General features: G+C 51.8%; 20 protein-coding genes and 1 other RNA gene. 8 read left to right on the forward strand and 13 right to left on the reverse strand.

Annotated features, from left to right (window positions below):
* Positions 1-2 precede the first annotated feature (2 nt).
* From ABVM99_RS06915 to ABVM99_RS06935, 5 genes are all read left to right on the forward strand, one after another.
* Positions 3-401: a phage holin family protein gene (locus ABVM99_RS06915; RefSeq protein WP_000785626.1), complete on the forward strand. Its 399-nt coding sequence runs from the start codon at positions 3-5 to the stop codon at positions 399-401.
* Positions 398-697: a YqjK-like family protein gene (locus ABVM99_RS06920; protein ID WP_000095496.1), complete on the forward strand. Its 300-nt coding sequence runs from the start codon at positions 398-400 to the stop codon at positions 695-697. Before ABVM99_RS06915 ends, ABVM99_RS06920 begins: the two co-directional genes overlap by 4 nt.
* 247 nt (positions 698-944) lie before the next feature.
* Entirely contained in the window at positions 945-1,337 is a 393-nt protein-coding gene (locus ABVM99_RS06925; RefSeq protein WP_001592732.1) for a DoxX family protein, read from the forward strand.
* Positions 1,338-1,404: 67 nt separating this feature from the next.
* Complete coding sequence (locus ABVM99_RS06930) at positions 1,405-2,391, forward strand: glutathione S-transferase family protein (RefSeq protein ID WP_000531162.1); 987 nt, start codon at positions 1,405-1,407, stop codon at positions 2,389-2,391.
* Between the two features lie 123 nt (positions 2,392-2,514).
* On the forward strand, positions 2,515-2,880 hold the full coding sequence (locus ABVM99_RS06935; protein ID WP_000384139.1) for a DUF805 domain-containing protein: 366 nt from the start codon (positions 2,515-2,517) through the stop codon (positions 2,878-2,880).
* 38 nt (positions 2,881-2,918) lie between these two features.
* Here ABVM99_RS06935 and yhaJ read toward each other — a convergent pair whose 3' ends face one another.
* Positions 2,919-3,815, reverse strand: a complete 897-nt coding sequence (gene yhaJ / locus ABVM99_RS06940; RefSeq protein ID WP_001041026.1) for a DNA-binding transcriptional regulator YhaJ — start codon at positions 3,813-3,815, stop codon at positions 2,919-2,921.
* A 104-nt stretch (positions 3,816-3,919) separates the two neighbouring features.
* Between yhaJ and ABVM99_RS06945 the strand changes: the two genes are divergently transcribed.
* The gene (locus tag ABVM99_RS06945) at positions 3,920-4,621 is read left to right on the forward strand and encodes a pirin family protein (protein WP_000633555.1); all 702 of its coding nucleotides are present in this window, start codon (positions 3,920-3,922) and stop codon (positions 4,619-4,621) included.
* A gap of 23 nt (positions 4,622-4,644) precedes the next feature.
* Complete coding sequence (locus ABVM99_RS06950) at positions 4,645-4,809, forward strand: hypothetical protein (protein WP_000039326.1); 165 nt, start codon at positions 4,645-4,647, stop codon at positions 4,807-4,809.
* 112 nt (positions 4,810-4,921) lie between these two features.
* On the opposite strand, the gene ABVM99_RS06955 is transcribed toward ABVM99_RS06950, so the two are convergent.
* From ABVM99_RS06955 to tdcA, 8 genes are all read right to left on the reverse strand, one after another.
* Entirely contained in the window at positions 4,922-6,232 is a 1,311-nt protein-coding gene (locus ABVM99_RS06955) for a serine dehydratase subunit alpha family protein (RefSeq protein ID WP_000463070.1), read from the reverse strand.
* A 25-nt stretch (positions 6,233-6,257) separates the two neighbouring features.
* Entirely contained in the window at positions 6,258-7,589 is a 1,332-nt protein-coding gene (locus ABVM99_RS06960; RefSeq protein WP_000443189.1) for an amino acid permease, read from the reverse strand.
* Between the two features lie 314 nt (positions 7,590-7,903).
* Positions 7,904-9,268: an L-serine ammonia-lyase gene (gene tdcG, locus ABVM99_RS06965; protein ID WP_000622083.1), complete on the reverse strand. Its 1,365-nt coding sequence runs from the start codon at positions 9,266-9,268 to the stop codon at positions 7,904-7,906.
* A gap of 69 nt (positions 9,269-9,337) precedes the next feature.
* Complete coding sequence (gene pflB, locus ABVM99_RS06970) at positions 9,338-11,632, reverse strand: formate C-acetyltransferase (RefSeq protein WP_000867326.1); 2,295 nt, start codon at positions 11,630-11,632, stop codon at positions 9,338-9,340.
* A gap of 33 nt (positions 11,633-11,665) precedes the next feature.
* Entirely contained in the window at positions 11,666-12,874 is a 1,209-nt protein-coding gene (gene tdcD, locus ABVM99_RS06975) for a propionate kinase (RefSeq protein WP_023195100.1), read from the reverse strand.
* A gap of 66 nt (positions 12,875-12,940) precedes the next feature.
* On the reverse strand, positions 12,941-14,272 hold the full coding sequence (gene tdcC / locus ABVM99_RS06980) for a threonine/serine transporter TdcC (RefSeq protein WP_023195099.1): 1,332 nt from the start codon (positions 14,270-14,272) through the stop codon (positions 12,941-12,943).
* A 20-nt stretch (positions 14,273-14,292) separates the two neighbouring features.
* Complete coding sequence (tdcB, locus tag ABVM99_RS06985) at positions 14,293-15,282, reverse strand: bifunctional threonine ammonia-lyase/L-serine ammonia-lyase TdcB (RefSeq protein ID WP_000548368.1); 990 nt, start codon at positions 15,280-15,282, stop codon at positions 14,293-14,295.
* A 97-nt stretch (positions 15,283-15,379) separates the two neighbouring features.
* Positions 15,380-16,318 (reverse strand): transcriptional regulator TdcA, encoded by a 939-nt coding sequence (tdcA, locus tag ABVM99_RS06990; protein ID WP_001094907.1) that lies wholly within the window; start codon positions 16,316-16,318, stop codon positions 15,380-15,382.
* Positions 16,319-16,916: 598 nt separating this feature from the next.
* Here tdcA and ABVM99_RS06995 point away from each other — a divergent pair.
* A complete protein-coding gene (locus ABVM99_RS06995; RefSeq protein WP_136059008.1) occupies positions 16,917-17,120 on the forward strand; it encodes a hypothetical protein in 204 nt (67 codons plus the stop codon).
* A gap of 484 nt (positions 17,121-17,604) precedes the next feature.
* Here ABVM99_RS06995 and rnpB read toward each other — a convergent pair.
* From rnpB to garL, 4 genes are all read right to left on the reverse strand, one after another.
* Positions 17,605-17,979: RNase P RNA component class A (gene rnpB, locus ABVM99_RS07000), an RNA gene on the reverse strand.
* 32 nt (positions 17,980-18,011) lie between these two features.
* A complete protein-coding gene (garK, locus tag ABVM99_RS07005) occupies positions 18,012-19,157 on the reverse strand; it encodes a glycerate 2-kinase (protein WP_023195678.1) in 1,146 nt (381 codons plus the stop codon).
* A 97-nt stretch (positions 19,158-19,254) separates the two neighbouring features.
* Entirely contained in the window at positions 19,255-20,145 is an 891-nt protein-coding gene (garR, locus tag ABVM99_RS07010) for a 2-hydroxy-3-oxopropionate reductase (RefSeq protein WP_000178106.1), read from the reverse strand.
* 25 nt (positions 20,146-20,170) lie between these two features.
* Positions 20,171-20,941 (reverse strand): 2-dehydro-3-deoxyglucarate aldolase, encoded by a 771-nt coding sequence (garL, locus tag ABVM99_RS07015; protein ID WP_023195677.1) that lies wholly within the window; start codon positions 20,939-20,941, stop codon positions 20,171-20,173.
* Between the last annotated feature and the right edge of the window lie 297 nt (positions 20,942-21,238).

Consider the following 21,238-nt stretch of genomic DNA (forward strand, 5'->3'; position numbering starts at 1 on the left):
TTATGGCGGACTCTCGACAGGCACAAGGACCAGGCAAAAGCGTACTGGGTATCGGGCAGCGGATTGTCACCATTATCGTTGAGATGGTGGAAACCCGGCTGCGACTGGCGGTAGTAGAACTGGAAGAAGAGAAAGCGAACCTCTTTCAGCTTTTGCTGATGGTAGGTCTTACCATGCTCTTCGCGGCGTTTGGCTTAATGAGCCTGATGGTTCTGGTCATCTGGGCTATCGATCCTCAGTACCGTTTGAACGCGATGATCGCTACCACTGTTGTGCTGTTAGTGCTTGCGCTAATCGGCGGCATCTGGACTTTGCGCAAAGCGCGTCAGTCCACGCTATTGCGCCATACGCGGCACGAACTGGCTAACGATCGGCAAATTCTGGAGGACGATCAGTCGTGAGCAGCAAAGGCGAACGCGAAAAACGTAAAGCGCTGCTTCTCAGTCAGATCCAGCAGCAACGGCTGGATCTGTCCGCCAGCCGTCGCGACTGGCTGGAGACCACCGGCGCGTACGATCGCGGCTGGAATACGGTGTTAAGCCTGCGCTCCTGGGCGCTGGTCGGTAGCAGCGTAATGGCCATCTGGACCATCCGTCATCCTAATATGTTGGTACGCTGGGCGAAACGCGGCCTGGGTATCTGGAGCGCCTGGCGCCTGGTAAAAACTACCCTCCGTCAACAACAGCTCCGCGGTTAATATCTTTTCTTTTATAGCATCGTGCCATCAGGTTATCGCCCGATTACACCTGGTGGCGCGATACTTTTATGCATATCGTCTCTTTATCAATTACTCAAATTTTTTGAAAAAATTTGGCAATTTTCCTTGCTAACAATTCCTGCACGCCACGTTTATGATTCTCTCCAGCGATAACAATGACGCGCTAAACCGCGCCATTGCTCATGAAAATAGCAGCAGCAGCCGAATCGGCCTCCTGGAGAATAAAATGAAAAAATTAGAAGATGTTGGTGTACTGATAGCGCGTATTTTAATGCCAGTTCTGTTTATTACCGCAGGATGGGGAAAAATTAGCGGCTATGCGGGCACACAACAGTATATGGAAGCGATGGGCGTACCAGGATTCCTGCTGCCGCTCACCATACTGCTTGAGTTCGGCGGCGGTCTGGCGATTCTGCTGGGGTTCCTCACCCGCACCACTGCGCTTTTCACCGCTGGTTTTACGTTGCTGACGGCATTGATCTTCCATAGCAATTTTGCAGAAGGTGTAAACTCGCTGATGTTTATGAAAAACCTGACCATTGCCGGCGGATTCTTATTACTGGCGTTAACCGGGCCTGGCGCGTTCAGCCTTGACCGTCTGCTGAATAAAAAGTGGTAAGCAATCTATACTCAATTAAAAAAGCGAGGGAATAGCGCCTCGCTTTTGTCATCTGAAGGAGAGAGACATGGGACAACTGATCGATGGCGTCTGGCACGATACCTGGTATGACACCAAATCTTCCGGGGGGAAATTTCAGCGTTCAGCGTCGGCTTTCCGCAACTGGCTTACCGCTGACGGCGCGCCCGGACCTTCCGGCGAAGGCGGATTCGCCGCAGAAAAAGATCGTTACCATCTGTACGTTTCCCTTGCCTGCCCCTGGGCGCATCGCACGCTCATTTTCCGTAAACTGAAAGGTCTGGAGCCGTTTATTCCGGTTTCCGTCGTGAATCCATTGATGCTGGAAAACGGCTGGACGTTTGATGATACTTTTCCGGCGGCCACCGGCGATACCCTCTATCAGCATGAATTTCTCTACCAGTTGTATCTGCACGCCGATCCACACTACAGCGGCCGCGTCACCGTACCGGTCTTATGGGATAAAAAAAATCATACTATCGTCAGCAACGAGTCCGCCGAAATCATTCGTATGTTTAACTCCGCCTTCGATGGGCTGGGCGCTAAAGCCGGGGATTACTATCCCCCCGCGCTGCAAAGCAAAATTGACGAGTTAAACGGCTGGATTTATGACAACGTTAATAACGGCGTTTATAAAGCAGGCTTCGCCACCAGCCAGCAAGCGTATGATGAAGCGGTAGAAAAGGTGTTTACTGCGCTGGCGCGCCTGGAGCAGATTCTCGGACAGCACCGCTATCTGACGGGCGACCAGTTGACCGAGGCGGATATCCGCTTATGGACGACCCTGGTACGCTTTGATCCGGTTTACGTGACTCATTTCAAATGCGACAAATACCGAATCAGCGACTACCTGAATCTGTACGGTTTCCTGCGCGATATCTATCAAATACCGGGCATTGCTGAAACCGTTAATCTTGACCATATTCGTCACCACTATTTCCGTAGCCATAAAACGATTAACCCCACAGGCATCATTTCCATCGGACCGTGGCAGGATCTGCTCGAACCTCACGGGCGCGACGTACGCTTTGGCTAATTTCAGGCGTCCTCCGGGACGCCTTATTAATAAATACCACAAATATTTACCAACATTTCATTCGCGGCTATTCTTAGTTTGATTACTTTAAAAACAAGTGATTGAACCATTATTGAGGCGAAAATGGATTGGTATTTAAAGGTTTTAAAAAATTATCTGGGATTTGGCGGCCGCGCGCGACGCAAAGAGTACTGGATGTTTATTCTGGTCAATATCATCTTTACCTTTGTGTTGGGCCTGCTGGACGCCATGCTTGGCTGGCAACGCGCCGGGGGTGAAGGCGTTCTGACCACCATTTACGGCGTTCTGATCTTTTTACCGTGGTGGGCCGTGCAGTTCCGTCGTCTGCATGACACTGACCGCTCCGCATGGTGGCTACTGTTGCTACTTATCCCCATTATCGGCTGGCTTATCATCATCGCGTTCAACTGCCAGAATGGTACGCCGGGCGACAACCGCTTCGGCCCCGATCCGAAACGTTTTTCCTGAGGGCGGCGCGGCGCCGCTTTTAAAGCGCCGCGCGCTATTTATTTTCCGGCGAATAGCTTAGGTATTTCCCGCAGGCACCAGGCTTTTGCCTCTCCCATACTGTCGCGCCGCCAGGCCATAATAATATCGATTTCGCTGGTCGATTCCGGGCTGACCACGCGTAGCCGCCCTTCGGCAATATCCTGTTCCACCATCGAATATGGCATGGTCGCGACGCCAAGCCCGGCCAGCAGCGCCTGACGTTTATCTTCAATCGTGCTTACCGTCAGACGTGGCTGCTTATCCAGCAGTTGCACCGTTAATACCGGCCGCTCGCGCGCGGTATCCGCTACCGCTACGCCGCGGTATTTAACCCGCGTCACTTCCGAAAGCGGCTCCGGCTCCTGATGAATAGGGTGGTCAGGCGCGGCGACATACACATTCATTAACGTATACAACTTACGGGAGTTAATTTCCGACGACGATCGAAAATGCATATCCGGGGCGATAACGATATCCGCCCGTCCCTGCTCAAGCCGCTCCCATGCGCCAGCCAGTACTTCGGTAATCAATGAAAGCTGCGTATTGGCTTTAGCGGCCAGCCGGTCGATCAGCGGAAAAAAAGCAGGCGTCGGTACCAGAGCTTCAGTGACCAGCGTCAGATGCGTTTCCCAACCGCGGGCCAACGCTTCAGCATCCGTCGTTAACTTGTCTGCCGCTTCCAGCAATACCCGCCCGCGTTCCAGCAGCATACGTCCGACGTTGGTGAATTTTGTACGATGGCCGGAGCGATCGAACAGTACAACGTCCAACTCTTCTTCCAGCTTCTGCATGGTGTAACTCAGCGCGGAGGGCACCCGCCCCAACTCATCTGCCGCTGCAGCAAAACTGCCCCGGCGGTCAATGGCGTCCATCACACGCAATGCTTCAAGCGTCAGCGCTCTCTCTTTAGCCATAACGTTCTCATTCAGGAAATTTGAACATACCGGGCAGAATATCTGGCTAACAATGCAGCGTCCAGCCCCTTAACATAAAAGGAAGTAAAGAGAGGTTAATAACGATGATTACGACCCGAACCGCCAAACAATGTGGACAGGCAGACTATGGATGGCTACAGGCCCGCTATACCTTCTCCTTTGGACACTATTTCGACCCTACACTGCTGGGCTACGCGTCGTTGCGCGTACTGAACCAGGAAGTGCTGGCGCCGGGCGCCTCTTTTCAGCCTCGAACTTATCCAAAGGTGGATATTTTAAACCTGATTCTGGACGGCGAAGCGGAATACCGCGACAGCGACGGCAACCATGTACAGGCTAAAGCGGGCGAAGCGTTACTGCTCGCCGCGCAGCCGGGCATTAGCTACAGCGAACATAATCTCAGCAAAGTTAAGTCGTTAACCCGAATGCAACTGTGGCTTGACGCCTGTCCTGAACGGGAAAACGCGCTGGTACAAAAAATCCCACTCCTGGCGGCGCAACAACAGCTTCTTGCCTCGCCCGACGGTGAGCAAAACAGCTTACAACTGCGCCAACAGGTATGGGTACATCATATTACGCTGGAGAAAGGCGAATCGCTTAATTTCCAGCTTCACGGGCCGCGCGCCTATTTGCAGTCGATTCACGGTACGTTCCACGCGATGACGCACAACGAAGAACGCGAGGCATTAACCTGCGGAGATGGCGCATTTATTCGTGATGAACCTAACATTACGCTGGTTGCCGATACGCCGCTGCGCGCATTACTGGTAGATTTACCGGTGTAGCCAGCCAGAAAAGGAGTCGCAAGATGAGCAAAAAATCGGCGAAGAAACGTCAGCCCGTGGTAAAACCTGCCGTACAGGAGGCGATGAGCGCCACTGTGCCGCTGGGCTATGAAGAGATGCTAACCGAACTGGAAGCCATCGTGGCGGACGCCGAAGCCCGGCTGGCAGAAGAAGAGGCCGCAGCCTGAAATCATGCCGGATGGCGGCGCAAGCGCCCGATCCGGCTGATAACAGGTAGACCCGATAAGCGCAGCGCCATCGGGCAACACGCTGCCCCGACGTCATGCCGGGGCGTTATTATTAATGCGCTTTACTGGCCATAATCTCGATGATCTGCTTGTCTGTCTGCTGCATTGAGCGACACGCCAGCGAACACAAATTCGCAATAGATTGTTCGACATTGTGCGCCACAATCCCTTCGTTTCCGGTCACCGCCGTATCATCCAACGCCATCAGTACGGCTTTCCACGCCGCCGACGCGCTGGTAGAGACTTTCATCGCGCAGCTATTCGACGCGCCATCGCAAATCATCCCGCTGACATCGCCGATCATACTGCTGATAGCCATTGCGATAGTGTCATAACGACCATCTATCAGCCACGCCATACCCGCCGCCGCGCCCATCGCCGCCGTGGTTGCCGCGCACAGCGCCGACAAACGCGGAAGCTGATGGTGAATATAGATAGCGCTCAAATGCGATAACATTAGCGCGCGCGCCAGACGCTCGTCATCGGCGCCGACATGTTCAGCAACCACCATGACTGGCACCGTGGCGGTAATCCCCTGGTTGCCAGAGCCGGAGTTGCTCATCGCGGGCAACGTGGCGCCGCCCATTCTGGCGTCTGACGCCGCGCTGGTACGGATCAAAATCGCCGTGGAGAGATCTTTCGCCAGCAGACCGCGATCGCACTGTTTGGCCAGCGTCGAACCGATATGCAGCCCCCAGGAACCACGCAGTCCCTCCTGCGACAACGCGCCGTTTAGCCTGGCCGCATCCAGAATAAAGCGGATAGCGTCAAAGGGCACCGCATTCACAAACGCCAGGATCTCTTCCAGCGAGGTATGAGACAGCACTCCCAGCGGCGAGGTTTTTTCTTCTTCCTGCGCATTATCGGCCTGGGTAAATACCACGCCCTTGTCGGTTTCTATCCGCACAATGTTTGTATGATCGCCGACGATCGTGACACATGCCCAGCTATCGCCGCTATACACTTTCGCCCGTGAAAACAGGATATCGTTACATGGCTCCTGCAACATCACTGCGACATGTCCGGCGGCCAGCATCGCTTTTGCATCGGCAACGGCTTTAGCGGAAGCGTCTTTTAACACCTCCAACCCGGCTTTCGCATCACCGCCCAACGCGCCAAGCGCCGCGGCGATCGGCAGCCCTACCATTCCCGTTCCTGGAACGGTAACGCCCATACCATTTTTCATCAGATTAGGCGAAACCCACGCGTCAATGCGTTCAACTGTGCCGTCAAGTTCAGCCGCCGCCGCCGCTGCCGCCAGCGCCAGTGAAATTGGCTCAGTACACCCCAGCGCCGGTTTTACTTCTTCCTGTACGGCCAGGATAAAACTTTGCCACAATGGATTTATTTTAGATTCAAACATAACAACAACCTTAATCTCAGGTATATCAAGAGAATGCCAGGAACGGAGAAACGCATAGCAGCAGACCGGTAATAATAATCAGGTACAACGAAGCGCCTTTATATTTGTGCAATGCGGGAACCTTGTAGACCAACCATGCCGGAATTAAACAGCCCACCATACCGAAGATAGGGCTACAAATAGAGGTGAAGCTCAGTACCGGCGCGTTGAGCACAATGGCGCTCCAGGCCAGCAAAATAGCGAAAATCATAATGCCGCGCTGTACCAGATTTTCCTTAATCTTCTCGGCGGGCATTTTGCGGCGCAGGATATTCATCACAATGCCTTGCGTCGCTTCGCGGAATCCTAAGTAAACGCCAAAGAAGGCGGTCATGACGGCAAAGATGTTCAGAATTACGCTAACCACTTTGACCCAGCCTGCGCCATCGCCGCTAATAAATTGCGCGGCGATCGCCAGGGCGGAAATATTCTGCTCATAGGCTTTCACCGCTTCGTCATGCCCCATCGCCAGGGTAAAGGAAACCGCATAGAAAAAGACGGTAACGAACAGGACGCCAAACGCGATATTCATGGCGCGCAGCGCTTTATGACGTGCGACCTCAATAGATTTTTCGCGTGAACGGTAAGAGATCACCATTGGGCTTAACGTCTGGATAAACAAAATCGAGGTCAGCGTAAATGGCAGGGTAATAATGGCGTTTTTAATCAGCAGGGCCATCGGCGGCAGCGCGCCAATGTTATACAGATGCCACATACCCACCATAGAGACGCCCAGCGCCGCCACTACCAGTAGCTTGGTCAGCACCATGCCGGTGGAGATTTTGAACAGTAATTTTTCACCGCGTGAGGAAATCGCTACAAGGATGCAGATCAGCACCAGACCATAAAATGGACTATCGGAAAGTAATCCTTCCGTTACGCCGAAAGTATGCAGATAAGAGGCGCTGTCGTTAGTAATCGCCGTAGAATAGACGAACATCCAGATGACGAGCATCACAAAGTACAGCGCGCCTAATAAAATACCCCAGTTTTTGCCCAGATAGCCGCTGATCACGCTGGGGTAGTCTTTACATTCCGGGGATTCCGCCAGCGTATTAATAAACAGCCGCTGGAACAGGTACATGGCCGGATAGCCAATAATAGAAGAGAGTAAAAAGACCCAAAGTCCCATCAGGCCAACCTGGACAGGAAGAAAAACGATCCCTGCGCCAATCGCCATCCCGATACTCATAATGACCCAACCGGTGTCGGTACTATCAAATTTGATGGCTTCACGCCATTCGCTTTCTGTCATCCCTGCCCGACGCGCCGGGGCTGATGCGTCGAGGATTACGCTGGTATTACTAGCCGATTCCATAGAATTCTCGCTCAATGTGTAGGTAGAGGTTTTTTTATTTTTCGTGCCGCAGCAAGGCGATATGCAGAACGTGAGGTGCAGGTACTTTCTTGTAATAAGAAAATCATACGCGCACGATAAGAGAAAAACTTACCAATAAAACGCCTGTATTTATTGTGGGTTAAGAATTATTTTCTATTTACTATTGGTTTAATATTGTTATTTTCTCTATTTGACGCGTATCACAACAAAAAAGGACGCACTTTGGTGCGCCCTTTTCTCATCTTCTGTCTTCTGCGTTATCCCATAGCCTGCTCACTCTGCGCCTGTCGGGCCTATCCACAAACGACTTTAATCGCCAGACCGCCGCGCGACGTCTCGCGATATTTGTCGTTCATGTCTTTACCCGTTTCGTACATGGTTTCGATCACTTTATCGAGCGAAACACGCGGCTCAGAGGTACGGCGTAGCGCCATTCGCGCCGCATTTACCGCTTTAACGGCATTAATCGCATTACGTTCAATACAAGGGATTTGCACCTGACCCGCCACCGGGTCACAGGTGAGGCCAAGGTTATGCTCCATCGCAATTTCCGCCGCAATACAGACCTGCGCCGGGCTGCCGCCCAGCAGTTCTGTCAGCCCCGCCGCCGCCATCGAACACGCGACGCCAACCTCGCCCTGACACCCCACTTCCGCGCCGGATATCGAGGCGTTCATCTTGTACAGCATGCCAATCGCCCCCGCCGACAGCAGATAGCGGGCGATAGAGTTGGCATTGACCGGGCGACGGAATTTGTCGTAATAGGCCAGCACCGCGGGAATAATGCCGCACGCGCCGTTGGTCGGCGCGGTGACCACTCGCCCGCCCGCCGCGTTCTCTTCGCTCACGGCCAGGGCGAACATGTTAATCCAGTCGATGACGTTCATCGGATCGCGGGAGAGATTATCGCTGGAGACCAGCAGACGCCGTAACGCTACCGCGCGGCGTGGAACGTTCAGCGGCCCCGGCAGCACGCCCTCAGTATTCATGCCACGTTCAATTCCGGTCGCCATCACCTGCCAGATGCGGGCAAAGCCAGCGTCAATCTGCTCTTTGCTCCGCAACGCCAGTTCATTTTGCATCATCAGACCGGAAACCGAGAGCCCCTGCCTTTCACACAGCGTCAGCAGTTCGCTGGCGGAATGAAAATCATACGGCACCGATTTTTCTACATCGTGCGACTGACCAAAGCGTTCCTCTTCGACAATAAAGCCGCCGCCAATAGAGTAATACGTTTTGTGTAAAAGCGGCGTTTGCCCGTGCCAGGCGGTAATTCGCATACCGTTTTCATGGCGCGCCAGGGTTTCAGCGTGAAAGAGAATACTGTCGGCGACGGGAAAATCCACCACATGCGCGCCACCCGCCACCGATAAACGGCTGCTGCGGGCAACCTCCTGGATAAACGCCGGAATGCTATCAATATTGACATCCTGCGGCGTATTGCCCGCCAGGCCCATAATGACGGCGGTATCGGTCGCGTGGCCTTTGCCCGTCAGCGATAGCGATCCGTAAAGATCAACCGTGATGCGCGTCGTTCGCGGCAGGTCGCCGCTGTCGATCAGCCGATCGATAAAACATTTTCCTGCATTCATTGGCCCAACGGTATGGGAGCTTGAAGGTCCAATGCCAATCTTAAAAATATCAAATGCGCTAATCATATCTCCCCCTAAGATTACCGTTCAGTGAAGATCCGTCGCGGGGCGATCCACACGATCGCCCCGTTCACGTTACATCGCCTGAGTAAAGGTGCGCGAAATAACGTCCTGTTGCTGCTCACGAGTCAGCGCATTGAAGCGCACGGCATAGCCGGAAACGCGGATCGTCAGGTTCGGGTAGTTTTCCGGATGTTCAATCGCATCCAGCAACATTTCACGGTTCATGACATTGACGTTCAGATGCTGCCCGCCTTCTACCTGTGCTTCATGATGGAAATAGCCGTCCAGCAGGCCGACAAGATTGGTTTTCCGCACCGCATCTTCTTTCCCGAGCGCCGCAGGCACAATCGAGAAGGTGTACGAAATACCGTCTTTGGCGTAGGTAAACGGCAGTTTCGCCACCGACGTCAGCGAGGCTACCGCCCCTTTGCGGTCACGACCATGCATCGGGTTCGCCCCCGGCGCGAACGGCGTTCCGGCGCGGCGTCCATCCGGCGTATTGCCGGTCTTCTGCCCGTACACGACGTTCGAGGTGATGGTCAAAATGGACTGCGTCGGCACCGCATTGCGATACGTCGGCAACACGCTAATTTTTTGCATAAAGCGTTTCACCAGGTCGCAGGCGATGCTGTCCACGCGCTCATCGTTGTTGCCGTACTGCGGATACTCGCCTTCAATAGCAAAGTCGATGGCAAGGCCGTTTTCGTCGCGGATCGGCTTCACCTGAGCGTACCTGATAGCGGACAGGGAATCCGCCGCCACCGACAGTCCGGCGATGCCGCACGCCATCGTCCGATACACATCACGGTCGTGCAGCGCCATCAGCGAAGCTTCATAGCTGTACTTATCGTGCATGTAGTGAATGATGTTCAGCGCGCTAATGTACTGCACCGCCAGCCAGTCCATAAAATGGTCGAGGCTCTCCATTACTGCGTCATAATCCAGCACCTCATCCGTTAACGGCGCGGTTTTCGGCCCGACCTGGATTTTCAGTTTCTCATCAACGCCGCCATTGATAGCGTACAGCAACGTTTTGGCAAGGTTGGCGCGCGCGCCGAAGAACTGCATCTGCTTACCGATGACCATCGGGCTGACGCAACAAGCGATGGCGTAATCGTCGCTGTTAAAGTCGGTACGCATTAAATCGTCGTTTTCATACTGCAAAGATGAGGTCACGATGGAGACCTGCGCAGCATATTTCTTGAATGCCACCGGCAACGCTTCTGACCACAGTATGGTCAGGTTCGGCTCCGGCGCTGGCCCCATCGTGTGCAGGGTATGCAGATAACGGAAAGAGTTCTTCGTCACCAGCGTGCGGCCATCAAGCCCCATCCCGCCAATAACTTCGGTGGCCCAGATCGGATCGCCGGAAAAGAGCGAATCAAATTCCGGCGTGCGCAGGAAGCGCACCATGCGGATCTTCATGATGAAATGGTCGATCAGTTCCTGCGCCTGCTGCTCTGTCAGAAGGCCCGCGTTGAAATCGCGCTCAATGTAGATATCAAGGAACGAGGCGGTTCTTCCCAGCGACATTGCACCGCCATTTTGCGATTTTACCGCCGCCAGATAAGCGAAGTAGAGCCACTGTACCGCTTCCTGCGCGTTCCGCGCCGGGCGGGAGATATCATAGCCGTATTTCGCCGCCATCTCTTGCATTTGCAGCAGCGCGCGACGGTGCTCCGCCAACTCCTCACGCAGGCGAATCGTCGCCTCAAGATTCTGTCCCCGCTCCAGATTCGACTGCAGGTCGGCGAATTGCAGCTCGCGTTCGCGCACCAGATAACGGATGCCATACAGCGCGACGCGGCGATAATCGCCAATAATGCGCCCGCGACCATAACCATCCGGCAAACCGGTTAATACGCCGGATTTACGGCAGCGCAGCATATCCGGCGAGTAAACATCGAATACGCCCTGATTATGGGTTTTCCGCAGGTCGGTAAAGGTATATTCAAAATCGGCGTCCATTTCGCGGCCATAAGCGTGGAATGAACTTTTGATCATGTTAACGCCGCCAAACGGATGCAAAGCGCGTTTAAGCGGCTTATCCGTTTGTAAACCGACGATTTTTTCCAGCTCTTTTTCAATATATCCCGCATCGTGCGCGGTAATCGTCGTCGCGATGTTGGTATCGAAATCCACCGGCGCATGGGTCGCGTTCTCGATACGTATTCCCGCCATCACCTTTTCCCACAACGCCGTGGTCGCTGGCGTCGCGTCGGCGAGAAAAGATTCATCCCCCTCATAGGGCGTATAGTTATGCTGAATAAAATCACGGACATTAATTTCTTCTTTCCAGTCCGTACCTTTAAAATCACGCCATGCTTCGGCATACAGCATATCGCTGGTATCGATATTTACCTTCATGAAAAATAATCTCTCTACAGAACAGCCGTTAAGTTATGCAAATTCCACTGGTGCTTTCACGTTGCCTAAATGAATGGCATCAAGGGCAATCATTTTCTCTTCATTCGTGGGAATAACAGCGCAAATAACCTGAGAAGGGTTAGCGGAAATAATGCGCTCGCCGTGAGAATTCGGCTGCTTATTCATTTCAACGTCTAACGTAAGCCCCAGTACGCCCAAATGTTCAATGACCAACTGGCGAATTAATACTGAATTTTCACCAATACCGCCGGTAAAAAGAATGCCATCCAGCCGATGTAACGATGCCGCGTGTCCGGCAATATGACGGGCGATACGGTGGACAAATGTTTTTATCGCTAACCGGGCGCGCTCATGTCCTTCGTGCCAGGCTTTTTCCAGGACTCTAAGGTCGGATGACAACCCGGAGATGCCGAGCAAACCGGACTCTTTATTCACCACTCGCTCCAGATCGCTCAACGTCTGCCCGGTTTCTTTGGCTATCCACGCCATCGCGCCGAAATCAACGTCGCCGCTGCGAGTGCCCATCATCAGCCCCTCAAGCGGCGTCATCCCCATTGAGGTATCCACGCTCTGACCATTGCGTACCGCGCAGATAGACGCCCCATTGCCCAGATGCGCGATAATCAGACCCGAGTTTTTTTCATCGAGGTCAAGCAGTTTATACGCGCGCCGCGAAACATAGCGATGCGACGTACCGTGAAAGCCGTAGCGACGCACACCCAGGCTGGAAAAATATTCCCACGGCAATCCGTATAAATAGGCTTCCGGCGCCAGCGTCTGGTGGAAACTGGTATCAAATACCGCCACCTGACACACGGCCGGGAAAAGGTGCCGCGCCGCGTCAATGCCGCTTAAATTAGCGTAATTATGCAGCGGCGCTAAAGGCGATACCCGACGAATATTATCGATAATCTCATCGGTAATAATGACGGACTGCGTAAATAGCTCTCCACCGTGCGCGATACGGTGACCAATTAATGCCACGCTATCCGTTAAATCACGTTTTTCCAGCTCAAAGGCAATGGCTTTTAACGCGTCCTCATAATTAGAGTGCGCGAGGTTTATCGGCTTATCGCCATTAATAGATAAAAAAGCGTTTTCAGTATTCATTCCATCTGCTATTCCCGCCATTAAAACATCACAGGTAGCGACATCCAGTACAGAGAATTTGATAGAAGATGATCCGCAATTAATGACCAGAACGACCGGAAATTCATTCATGTAGTGCCTCCGTCGATGTCAGCCTGCGTCCACGCCCTGGGGCGGAACGCAGGCTAAACGTGAGGATTAGAACAATTTGTAGACAATATTCAGGATGGTCAGCAGACCAATCAGGGTGACGAACACGTTATCCAGACGACCACGGTACTTCGCCAGCGACGGCGCTTTACGAATGGCGTACATCGGCAGCAGGCATAACAGCGAGGCGATAATCGGCGCGCCCATCGCTTCAATCAGGTCCAGAATGTTCGGGTTTGCGTAAGCTACGACCCAGGTAGACCCCATAATGAAGATCATGCTGATGGTGTTAAGCTTGCCCATAGAGACTTTGGTTTTATCGCCTTTATAACCGAATTTCAGCACCAGACCGTTCAGCCCTTCCAGCGTCCCCAGGTAGTGGCCGAAGAAAGATTTGAAAATAGCAACCAGCGCGATGATAGACGCGCCATACTCCAGCACCGTTGCAAAATTGGATTTTGTCCCCGACAAAGAGGCGAAATGGTTGGCCAGGTAGGAAAGTACCGGAATGTTCTGCGCTTTCGCATCCGCCATGTTCTGCGGGGAGAGCGTAAACAGACAGCTAAAGGCGAAGAACATCACCACGGCGACCATCAGCATACTGGCGCGCGAGATGATCTGTGAACATTTACGCTCGGTAAATTCGCGACCAAACTCTTTCTCATACTCTTCACGCTTAGACACCACGAAGGAAGAGACGATGGGCGAAAAGTTAAAGGAGAACACCATGATAGAGATGCCCAGCCACACCGTAACCAGTATGCCATCGTGCCCGGTCAGCGCGATATTACTGAGATCAACCTGATCGATAACCGCCGAGTTCCAGTAAGGAATCAGCGATAATGAGATTAGCACCAGACTGGCGATAAACGGCCATACCAGGTAACTCATCACCTTAACCATCAGATCTTTACCAAACCAGATCACAAAGGCCATCAGCAGCAGCAAGAACAGCGCCACGAAACCGCGGTTCAACGCTGGCATCTGCAACTGGTTTTCCCAAAACGTCATGAACGTGTTAGTGATGGTGACGCCATAAATCCACAGCAGCGGACAAATCGCAAAGAAGTAAAGGAACGTGATAACTACCCCGCCCGTTTTACCAAAGTGCTCTTCGACCGTTTCCGTAATATTGCCGGACGGATTAGACCCGGATAAACACAGACGCGCCAGCGCCCGGTGACAATAGAACGCAATGGGGTAAGCTAAAACCAGCATCAGCAGAATGGGGATAAGCCCGCCAAACCCGGCGCGGATAGGGAAAAACAGCACCCCGGCGCCGATGGCGGTACCAAATAAACCCAGCGTCCACGTCGTGTCCGATTTACGCCATGACGACTGTTTTGCCTGGCTGGATACAATGCTATCAGTAGTACTCATATCCTATCCTCACGAAAAGATTAAGCGTCAACTAAACCCGTAATTTGTGATACACGAGAAAGATCGATATTGCCGCCAGAAATAATACTGACCGTTTTTCTGTTCTGAATATGGCTATCTAATTTCCCGCTTAATAGTGCGGCGCAGGCCAGAGCGCCAGCGCCTTCAGTAATAACCTTATTGCGCTGAATTAAAGCGATCATGCTGTTACGAATTTCATCTTCGCTAACCAGAACAATGTCATCGACTAATTCACGAACAATTTCATAGGTTAAATTACCCGGGCGGGAGACATCACAACCATCCGCCAGGGTGCCGGTCGTTCGGTGCGTGGTTATTTCGCCAGCGTAATAAGACGCCGCCATACCGTGAACATTTTCGGCCTGTACGCCGATAACTTTAATGGTCGGGTTAATCGATTTAATCGCAATGGCAATACCTGCAATTAAACCGCCGCCGCCAATAGGCACGATGACATTATCGACATCGTACAGATCTTCCATAATTTCCAGACCAATAGTGCCCTGTCCGGCAATGACTTTTGGATCGTCGTAAGGCGGAATAAAAATGCGGCCTTCGGTTTCGACAATTTCACTCACCTTAGCAATGGTGTCATTGAAGTTGTCACCGTGGAGCACCACTTCCGCCGAATAATCACAGGTGGCCGCCACTTTTGACTTTGGCGCGCCCTTCGGCATCACGACTTTGCCGTCAATACCCAGCATTGCGCAAGAAAGAGAAACGCCCTGTGCATGATTACCTGCGGAACAGGCCACGACGCCTTTACGTTTTTCCGCCTCCGTTAACGAGCTAAGTTTGTTAAAAGCGCCACGAATTTTAAATGAACCCGTACGCTGCATATTTTCAAACTTGAGAAATATTTCGCCTTTGCAACGTTCACTAAAATAGTTAGAGCGAGGCATTCCCGTTTTATATATCTTCCCCGCCAGTCTTTTTTTCGCTTCGAGGATATCTTCAATTGCAACCGGGAGATCGTATGTAATGTGCATTATAACCTCTTAACCTAGGTATTAAAAATAAGTTACCGTTGTCCACTGTTTAAAAGAAACAGGTGACGTCAATTTCGCTAAATATGTTTATTCCATATCATTCAATTTCTATTAACTGCCTGCGTCTGCATCCATTATATGATGAATATTGCTTAGCCAATTCTACTAATACTGAAGCGGCTTTTTTGATACGATAATTTTTAGACCATACCGCCGCATAACGTGCGACGGGTAATGTGTCTTTGATTGGTATCGTGATAAATTGATTAGAGCCAAAAGGCGTGGTCATATCGCAGGGAATAACAGTTAAGAAATCAGCATTGAGAACAAGATTATATATTGTGACAACGGAATCTGTTTTAACAATGTTTTCGATGCTGATACCATTTCGTTGTAGAGTGGTGAGTAATTCGCTGTAGTAGCCCATATTCGTTTGCGGCAACACCCACTGTTCGTCTTTTAACGATTCCAGTGTGATGGTGCCGGTGCATGTTCGGGACTTGCTGGCTACCAGGACAAACTCTGATTCAAACAGCGGCTCGACATGCAGATCCTGTAGTTGCATTTCATTACTGAGCGTACCGATAGCAAAGTCCAGCCGCCCGTCGCGCAGGGCCGGCAGGAATGAAGAGAGCTGGGCTTCGTACATGGATACCTGCGCTTTTGGAAATACCTCTTTGAACTTATGAATCATATCGGACATGAAGGTAAAGCCAATCAGCGAAGGAAAACCAAACGAGACGTCGACAACGGTATTGCACGTCATACTGTTCATCTCGTTGATCATGTTTTTCATTTCGCGGGTGATAGATTCAGACCAGGAAAGCAGTACCTGTCCCGCTTCGGTCAACGTAACGCCGGTATTTTTACGTACAATTAGCTCAACGCCAAAATAGGCCTCAACATCGCTAATGATTTTACTGACGGCGGGCTGGGTTAACCCTAACGATTTTGCGGCAGAACCGATAGAACCACTTCTAATGACTTCCTGAAAGACCACCAAATGCTGTGTTTTAGGGAGAACAAGAGTATTCATATCTACCGCTCTGAAATAACATTGTGAACGGCAGGAAGTGTAGCAAATTAAATCTTAAAGGTTATGTGCGACCACTCACAAATTAACTTACCGCAATTTTTACATGGTCTTTATTAAATAAATAAAACCTATTACTTCAATGGGTTACAAAAATAAAACAGCAACTTAGTCTGATTTCAATCAAAAAACAGGGGCGGGATAACGATATATTATGGCGATAACCAGTCTATTTTACCTCCTATTTTCGACATCCTATGAAGACGATATTTCAATCAATTACGGGACATTTTATCGACAATTCAAGCGTTAAATTTAAAACGTAATTTCTCAAATTTAAGTATAAACCGAAGGTAAATGCGCTTAAAAACCGTTACGCGTCACATTTTTTTACCTTATTTGTTTGTAAAGAAACATTTAATAAAATTTTAACCAAAATATTTCATACATTTAATTTTCATTTACAACAAATAATTTACACCGCTTTCTTGCTGTTTTTCAGAATGTAATTTTGTGAAAGAAATCGATTGCTTTTCACTTCAACTAAAAAGAGCGCAATCCATAGCGTTTTGTGTTTCTCATCACAAAAACGAATAATATTATGTCACCACGGCTGTCAATTAATTGCCGGATGGTGATGCTGGCGTCTTCTGCAACCTCTATACCCTTCACCGGCCTGATAAGCAAAAACCCGCCAGCTTACACTGACGGGTTTTATGAAGAGGTGAAACTGACCGATAAGCCGCTTTCTTTCGGGTATAGCGTCGTGGACAGCCATTCATCCTGCCGCCCGGTAAAAGCATAAACCCGCCAGCTTACACTGACGGGGTTTATGAAGAGGTGAAACTGACCGATAAGCCGCTTTCTTTCGGGTATAGTGTCGTGGACAGTCATTCATTCTGCCGCCCTGTAAAAGCAAAAACCCGCCAGCTTACACTGACGGGTTTTATGAAGAGGTGAAACTGACCGATAAGCCGCTTTCTTTTGGGTATAGTGTCGTGGACAGTCATTCATCCTGCCGCCCTGTAAAAGCAAAAACCCGCCAGCTTACACTGACGGGTTTTTGCATGAAGAAGTGAAACTGACCGATAAGCCGCTTTCTTTTGGGTATAGCGTCGTGGACAGTCATTCATCCTGTCGCCCTGTAAAAGCAAAAACCCGCCGAAGCGGGTTTTATGAAGAAGTGAAACTGACCGATAAGCCGCTTTCTTTTGGATATAGCGTCGTGGACAGTCATTCATCCTGCCGCCCGGTAAAAGCAAAAACCCGCCGAAGCGGGTTTTATGAAGAAGTGAAGCTGACCGATAAGCCGGGTTCTGTCGTGGACAGTCATTCATCTAGGCCAGCAATCGCTCACTGGCTCAAGCAGCCTACCCGGGTTCAGTACGGGCCGTACCTTATGAACCCCTATTTGGCCTTGCTCCGGGTGGAGTTTACCGTGCCACGGACTGTTACCAGCCGCGCGGTGCGCTCTTACCGCACCCTTTCACCCTTACCTGATCCCACTTACGTGGGCCATCGGCGGTTTGCTCTCTGTTGCACTGGTCGTGGGTTTCCCCCCCAGGCGTTACCTGGCACCCTGCCCTATGGAGCCCGGACTTTCCTCCCCTCCGCCCGTCTCCCCGAAAGGACGACGACGAAGCGGCGACTGTCTGGTCAGCTTCGGCGCGCAGTATAGAGGGTTCGCGCGACTTTGTCACCCTGCGCTGCGCATTCCTATCGCCAGAGCGGCAGCAACATTTCTGGATGCCCGATAAATATTGTCAAAAGCGCCCCGAAAAGCCTCCTCCAGCGTCACGATGCGCGTGAGTACGCTAAAGACAGCGTCGATGCCATAATGATGCACTATCCCTACATCGTGCGTCAGGCTGCCGGCAATGCCAATCACTGGCTTATGATATTTTTTCGCCACATTCGCGACGCCAATCGGCACTTTACCGCGAATACTTTGGCTATCAATCCGCCCTTCTCCCGTCACCACCAGCGTACAGTCGTGGATATGCTCCTCCAGGTTCAGTGCCGCCGTGACAATTTCGATCCCGCTGCGTAGTTCCGCACCGAGAAAAGCCATTAACGCCGCCCCCATACCGCCTGCCGCGCCTGCGCCGGGCGCCGCCTTTACGTCGACATTCAGCGATTTTTTTATGATGTCGGCATAGTGAGCAAGATTTCTGTCCAGCTCAACAATGTTCTCTTCGGTCGCGCCTTTCTGCGGCCCAAAAATTCGTGATGCGCCGTTGTCGCCGATCAGAGGATTAGAGACATCGCAAGCGACACGAATAGCGCAGAGTTTTAAACGGGGATCGAGATCTGAAATATCAATGTCGCTTAGACAATGAAGGCTTCCGCCACCGTAACCGATATCCGCGCCGTTTGCATCGCGCAGTTTTGCGCCTAGCGCCTGCATCATCCCCGCGCCGCCGTCATTTGTCGCGCTGCCGCCAATGCCGATAATGATATTGCTTGCGCCGCTTTCCAGCGCCTGCAATATCAGCTCCCCCGTTCCCCGCGAGGTAGTAATCAAAGGGCTGCGTTTTTCTGGCGGAACCAGCGCCAGTCCGCTGGCCGCCGCCATTTCAATAAACGCGGTTTTACCATCCCCGGACATTCCCCAGCAGGCTTTCACTTTTTCACCCAACGGCCCGGTCACCCATGCGGCGCGTTCAACGCCCTGCGTCGCGGCAATCATGGCTTCGACCGTTCCTTCGCCGCCATCGGCAACCGGAACAGAGACATATTGCGCATCGGGGAAAATTTCCCGAAATCCTTTTTCTATCGCCTGCGCTACCTCGGCGGCAGAAAGGCTTTCTTTGTAGGAGTCGGGGGCAATTACGATTTTCATAGTGGTAGCCTGTTACTGCACAACGCCGGATGGCGTTTCACTTATCCAGCCTGAAATTCAGGCCCGGATCGCTACACGCCATCCGGGCACAACGTCGTTAGCGAGTGACTTCCACTTTCGCCAGTTTTTCGTAGTAGCACGCCAGCGCGCTATGGTCGTCATTACCGTGTCCATCCGCGCGTAACGCCTGCATCATTTCCATAACGGCGGCGGTCAGCGGGAGCTGCGCGCCAACGCCGTGGGAGGTATCCAGCGCATTCGCCAGATCTTTAATGTGCAGATCGATACGGAAACCTGGTTTAAAGTTTCGGTCCATGACCATCGGCGCTTTCGCATCCAGTACCGTGCTGCCAGCCAGACCGCCGCGAATCGCCTGATAGACCAGATCCGGGTTGACGCCCGCTTTAGTCGCCAGCGTCAGCGCTTCAGACATGGCGGCGATATTCAACGCCACGATCACCTGGTTAGCCAGTTTTGTGACGTTGCCTGCGCCGATATCGCCGGTATGCACCACGGAACCCGCCATCGCTTTCATCAGGTCGTAGTACTTGTCGAAAATGGCTTTATCGCCCCCCACCATCACCGACAGAGTGCCATCAATCGCCTTCGGCTCGCCGCCGCTGACCGGCGCATCCAACATCTCAACGCCCTTCGCCTTCAGCGCATCGCTGATTTCACGGCTTGCCAGCGGCGCGATAGAACTCATATCAATCAATACGGTTCCTGGCTTCGCGCCTTCGATGATACCGTTCTCGCCCAGCGCAACCTCTTTCACATGCGGAGAGTTAGGCAGCATCGTGATGATGACGTCACACTGTTCAGCGATCGCCTTCGCCGTAGAGGCCGTTTCCGCGCCTGCGGCAATGACGTCAGCAATCGCTTCAGGATTACGATCGGACACCACCAGCGAATACCCTGCTTTCAGTAAGTTTTTGCTCATGGGCTTACCCATGATGCCTAAGCCAATAAAGCCAACTTTCATCGTCATAGCGTTCTCTCTTTCCATACCAGGATTATTTTTTAAAGGTGTCGGCAAGCTTCTGCGTGCTGGCGCGGAATGCGCCTAAATCGCTGCCAACGGCGACAAAGGTCGCGCCCCATTCCAGATAACGGCGGACATCCGCCTCTACCGGCGCCAGAATGCCGCACGGTTTACCGTGCGCTTTAGCGCGGGCGAAAATATGTTGAATCGTCTGCTGCACGTCAGGGTGAGAAGCATTGCCGAGATGACCCAGCGCGGCGGCCAAATCGCTTGGGCCGACAAAAATGCCATCAACGCCTTCCGTTGCGGCGATGGCATCAACATTGTCAACACCCAACTGGCTTTCGATTTGAACAATAATGGTGATGTTTTTGTTCGACTGCGCAAAGTAATCAGGCACCGTACCGAACATATTCGCGCGGTGAGAAACGGAGACGCCGCGAATGCCTTCCGGCGGGTAACGCGTCGAGGCGACGGCGCGAGCCGCTTCCTCTTGCGTTTCAACAAAGGGGATCAGGAAGTTATAAAACCCAATATCCAGCATCCGTTTGATAATGACCGGTTCATTGGTTGGCACACGTACCACAGGCGCGCTGGCGCTGCCTTTCAATGCCATTAGCTGCGGAATTAAGGTGGTCACATCGTTCGGCGCATGTTCGCCATCCAGCACCAGCCAGTCAAATCCCGCCAGACCGAGAACTTCGGTGGTGATTGGGCTTGCCAGTGCAGACCAGCAGCCAATCTGCACCTGTTGCGCCGCTAGCGCCGCTTTAAACTTATTCGGGAAAATAGCGTTATTCATCGCTTATACCTTCGCTTATTTCTTTAATTCTCTACATGTGATGCCGCCACCATAACTTATAGCAACGACAATAAAATGCTTATCTGAAATCAGAATGGGTCTCCGCATTCTATTTCTAATGTGGTACACATCCTGTAGCACAATATACCGTTCTGATATCTTTATCGTCTTTTATTATTATCATGGTATTTTCAAATAACTCGTCAGATACACTGAATTCGCCATTCAGTATAAACAGCCTATGGCGGATAATCATTGTGCAAACGCTCATTAAAAAGGGATTATTTAACGCTTACT

It is taken from the genome of Salmonella sp. SJTUF15591, from assembly GCF_043356435.1.
Taxonomy (GTDB): domain Bacteria; phylum Pseudomonadota; class Gammaproteobacteria; order Enterobacterales; family Enterobacteriaceae; genus Salmonella; species Salmonella enterica.

What these genes read in the sequence shown, in the direction of transcription:
- ABVM99_RS06915 (WP_000785626.1), top strand. Translation starts at nt 3, where the DNA reads ATGGCGGACTCTCGACAGGCACAAGGACCAGGCAAAAGCGTACTGGGT.
- ABVM99_RS06925 (WP_001592732.1), top strand. Translation starts at nt 945, where the DNA reads ATGAAAAAATTAGAAGATGTTGGTGTACTGATAGCGCGTATTTTAATG.
- ABVM99_RS06930 (WP_000531162.1), top strand. Translation starts at nt 1,405, where the DNA reads ATGGGACAACTGATCGATGGCGTCTGGCACGATACCTGGTATGACACC.
- ABVM99_RS06935 (WP_000384139.1), top strand. Translation starts at nt 2,515, where the DNA reads ATGGATTGGTATTTAAAGGTTTTAAAAAATTATCTGGGATTTGGCGGC.
- yhaJ (WP_001041026.1), bottom strand. Translation starts at nt 3,815, where the DNA reads ATGGCTAAAGAGAGAGCGCTGACGCTTGAAGCATTGCGTGTGATGGAC.
- ABVM99_RS06945 (WP_000633555.1), top strand. Translation starts at nt 3,920, where the DNA reads ATGATTACGACCCGAACCGCCAAACAATGTGGACAGGCAGACTATGGA.
- ABVM99_RS06950 (WP_000039326.1), top strand. Translation starts at nt 4,645, where the DNA reads ATGAGCAAAAAATCGGCGAAGAAACGTCAGCCCGTGGTAAAACCTGCC.
- ABVM99_RS06955 (WP_000463070.1), bottom strand. Translation starts at nt 6,232, where the DNA reads ATGTTTGAATCTAAAATAAATCCATTGTGGCAAAGTTTTATCCTGGCC.
- ABVM99_RS06960 (WP_000443189.1), bottom strand. Translation starts at nt 7,589, where the DNA reads ATGGAATCGGCTAGTAATACCAGCGTAATCCTCGACGCATCAGCCCCG.
- tdcG (WP_000622083.1), bottom strand. Translation starts at nt 9,268, where the DNA reads ATGATTAGCGCATTTGATATTTTTAAGATTGGCATTGGACCTTCAAGC.
- pflB (WP_000867326.1), bottom strand. Translation starts at nt 11,632, where the DNA reads ATGAAGGTAAATATCGATACCAGCGATATGCTGTATGCCGAAGCATGG.
- tdcD (WP_023195100.1), bottom strand. Translation starts at nt 12,874, where the DNA reads ATGAATGAATTTCCGGTCGTTCTGGTCATTAATTGCGGATCATCTTCT.
- tdcC (WP_023195099.1), bottom strand. Translation starts at nt 14,272, where the DNA reads ATGAGTACTACTGATAGCATTGTATCCAGCCAGGCAAAACAGTCGTCA.
- tdcB (WP_000548368.1), bottom strand. Translation starts at nt 15,282, where the DNA reads ATGCACATTACATACGATCTCCCGGTTGCAATTGAAGATATCCTCGAA.
- tdcA (WP_001094907.1), bottom strand. Translation starts at nt 16,318, where the DNA reads ATGAATACTCTTGTTCTCCCTAAAACACAGCATTTGGTGGTCTTTCAG.
- ABVM99_RS06995 (WP_136059008.1), top strand. Translation starts at nt 16,917, where the DNA reads ATGTCACCACGGCTGTCAATTAATTGCCGGATGGTGATGCTGGCGTCT.
- garK (WP_023195678.1), bottom strand. Translation starts at nt 19,157, where the DNA reads ATGAAAATCGTAATTGCCCCCGACTCCTACAAAGAAAGCCTTTCTGCC.
- garR (WP_000178106.1), bottom strand. Translation starts at nt 20,145, where the DNA reads ATGACGATGAAAGTTGGCTTTATTGGCTTAGGCATCATGGGTAAGCCC.
- garL (WP_023195677.1), bottom strand. Translation starts at nt 20,941, where the DNA reads ATGAATAACGCTATTTTCCCGAATAAGTTTAAAGCGGCGCTAGCGGCG.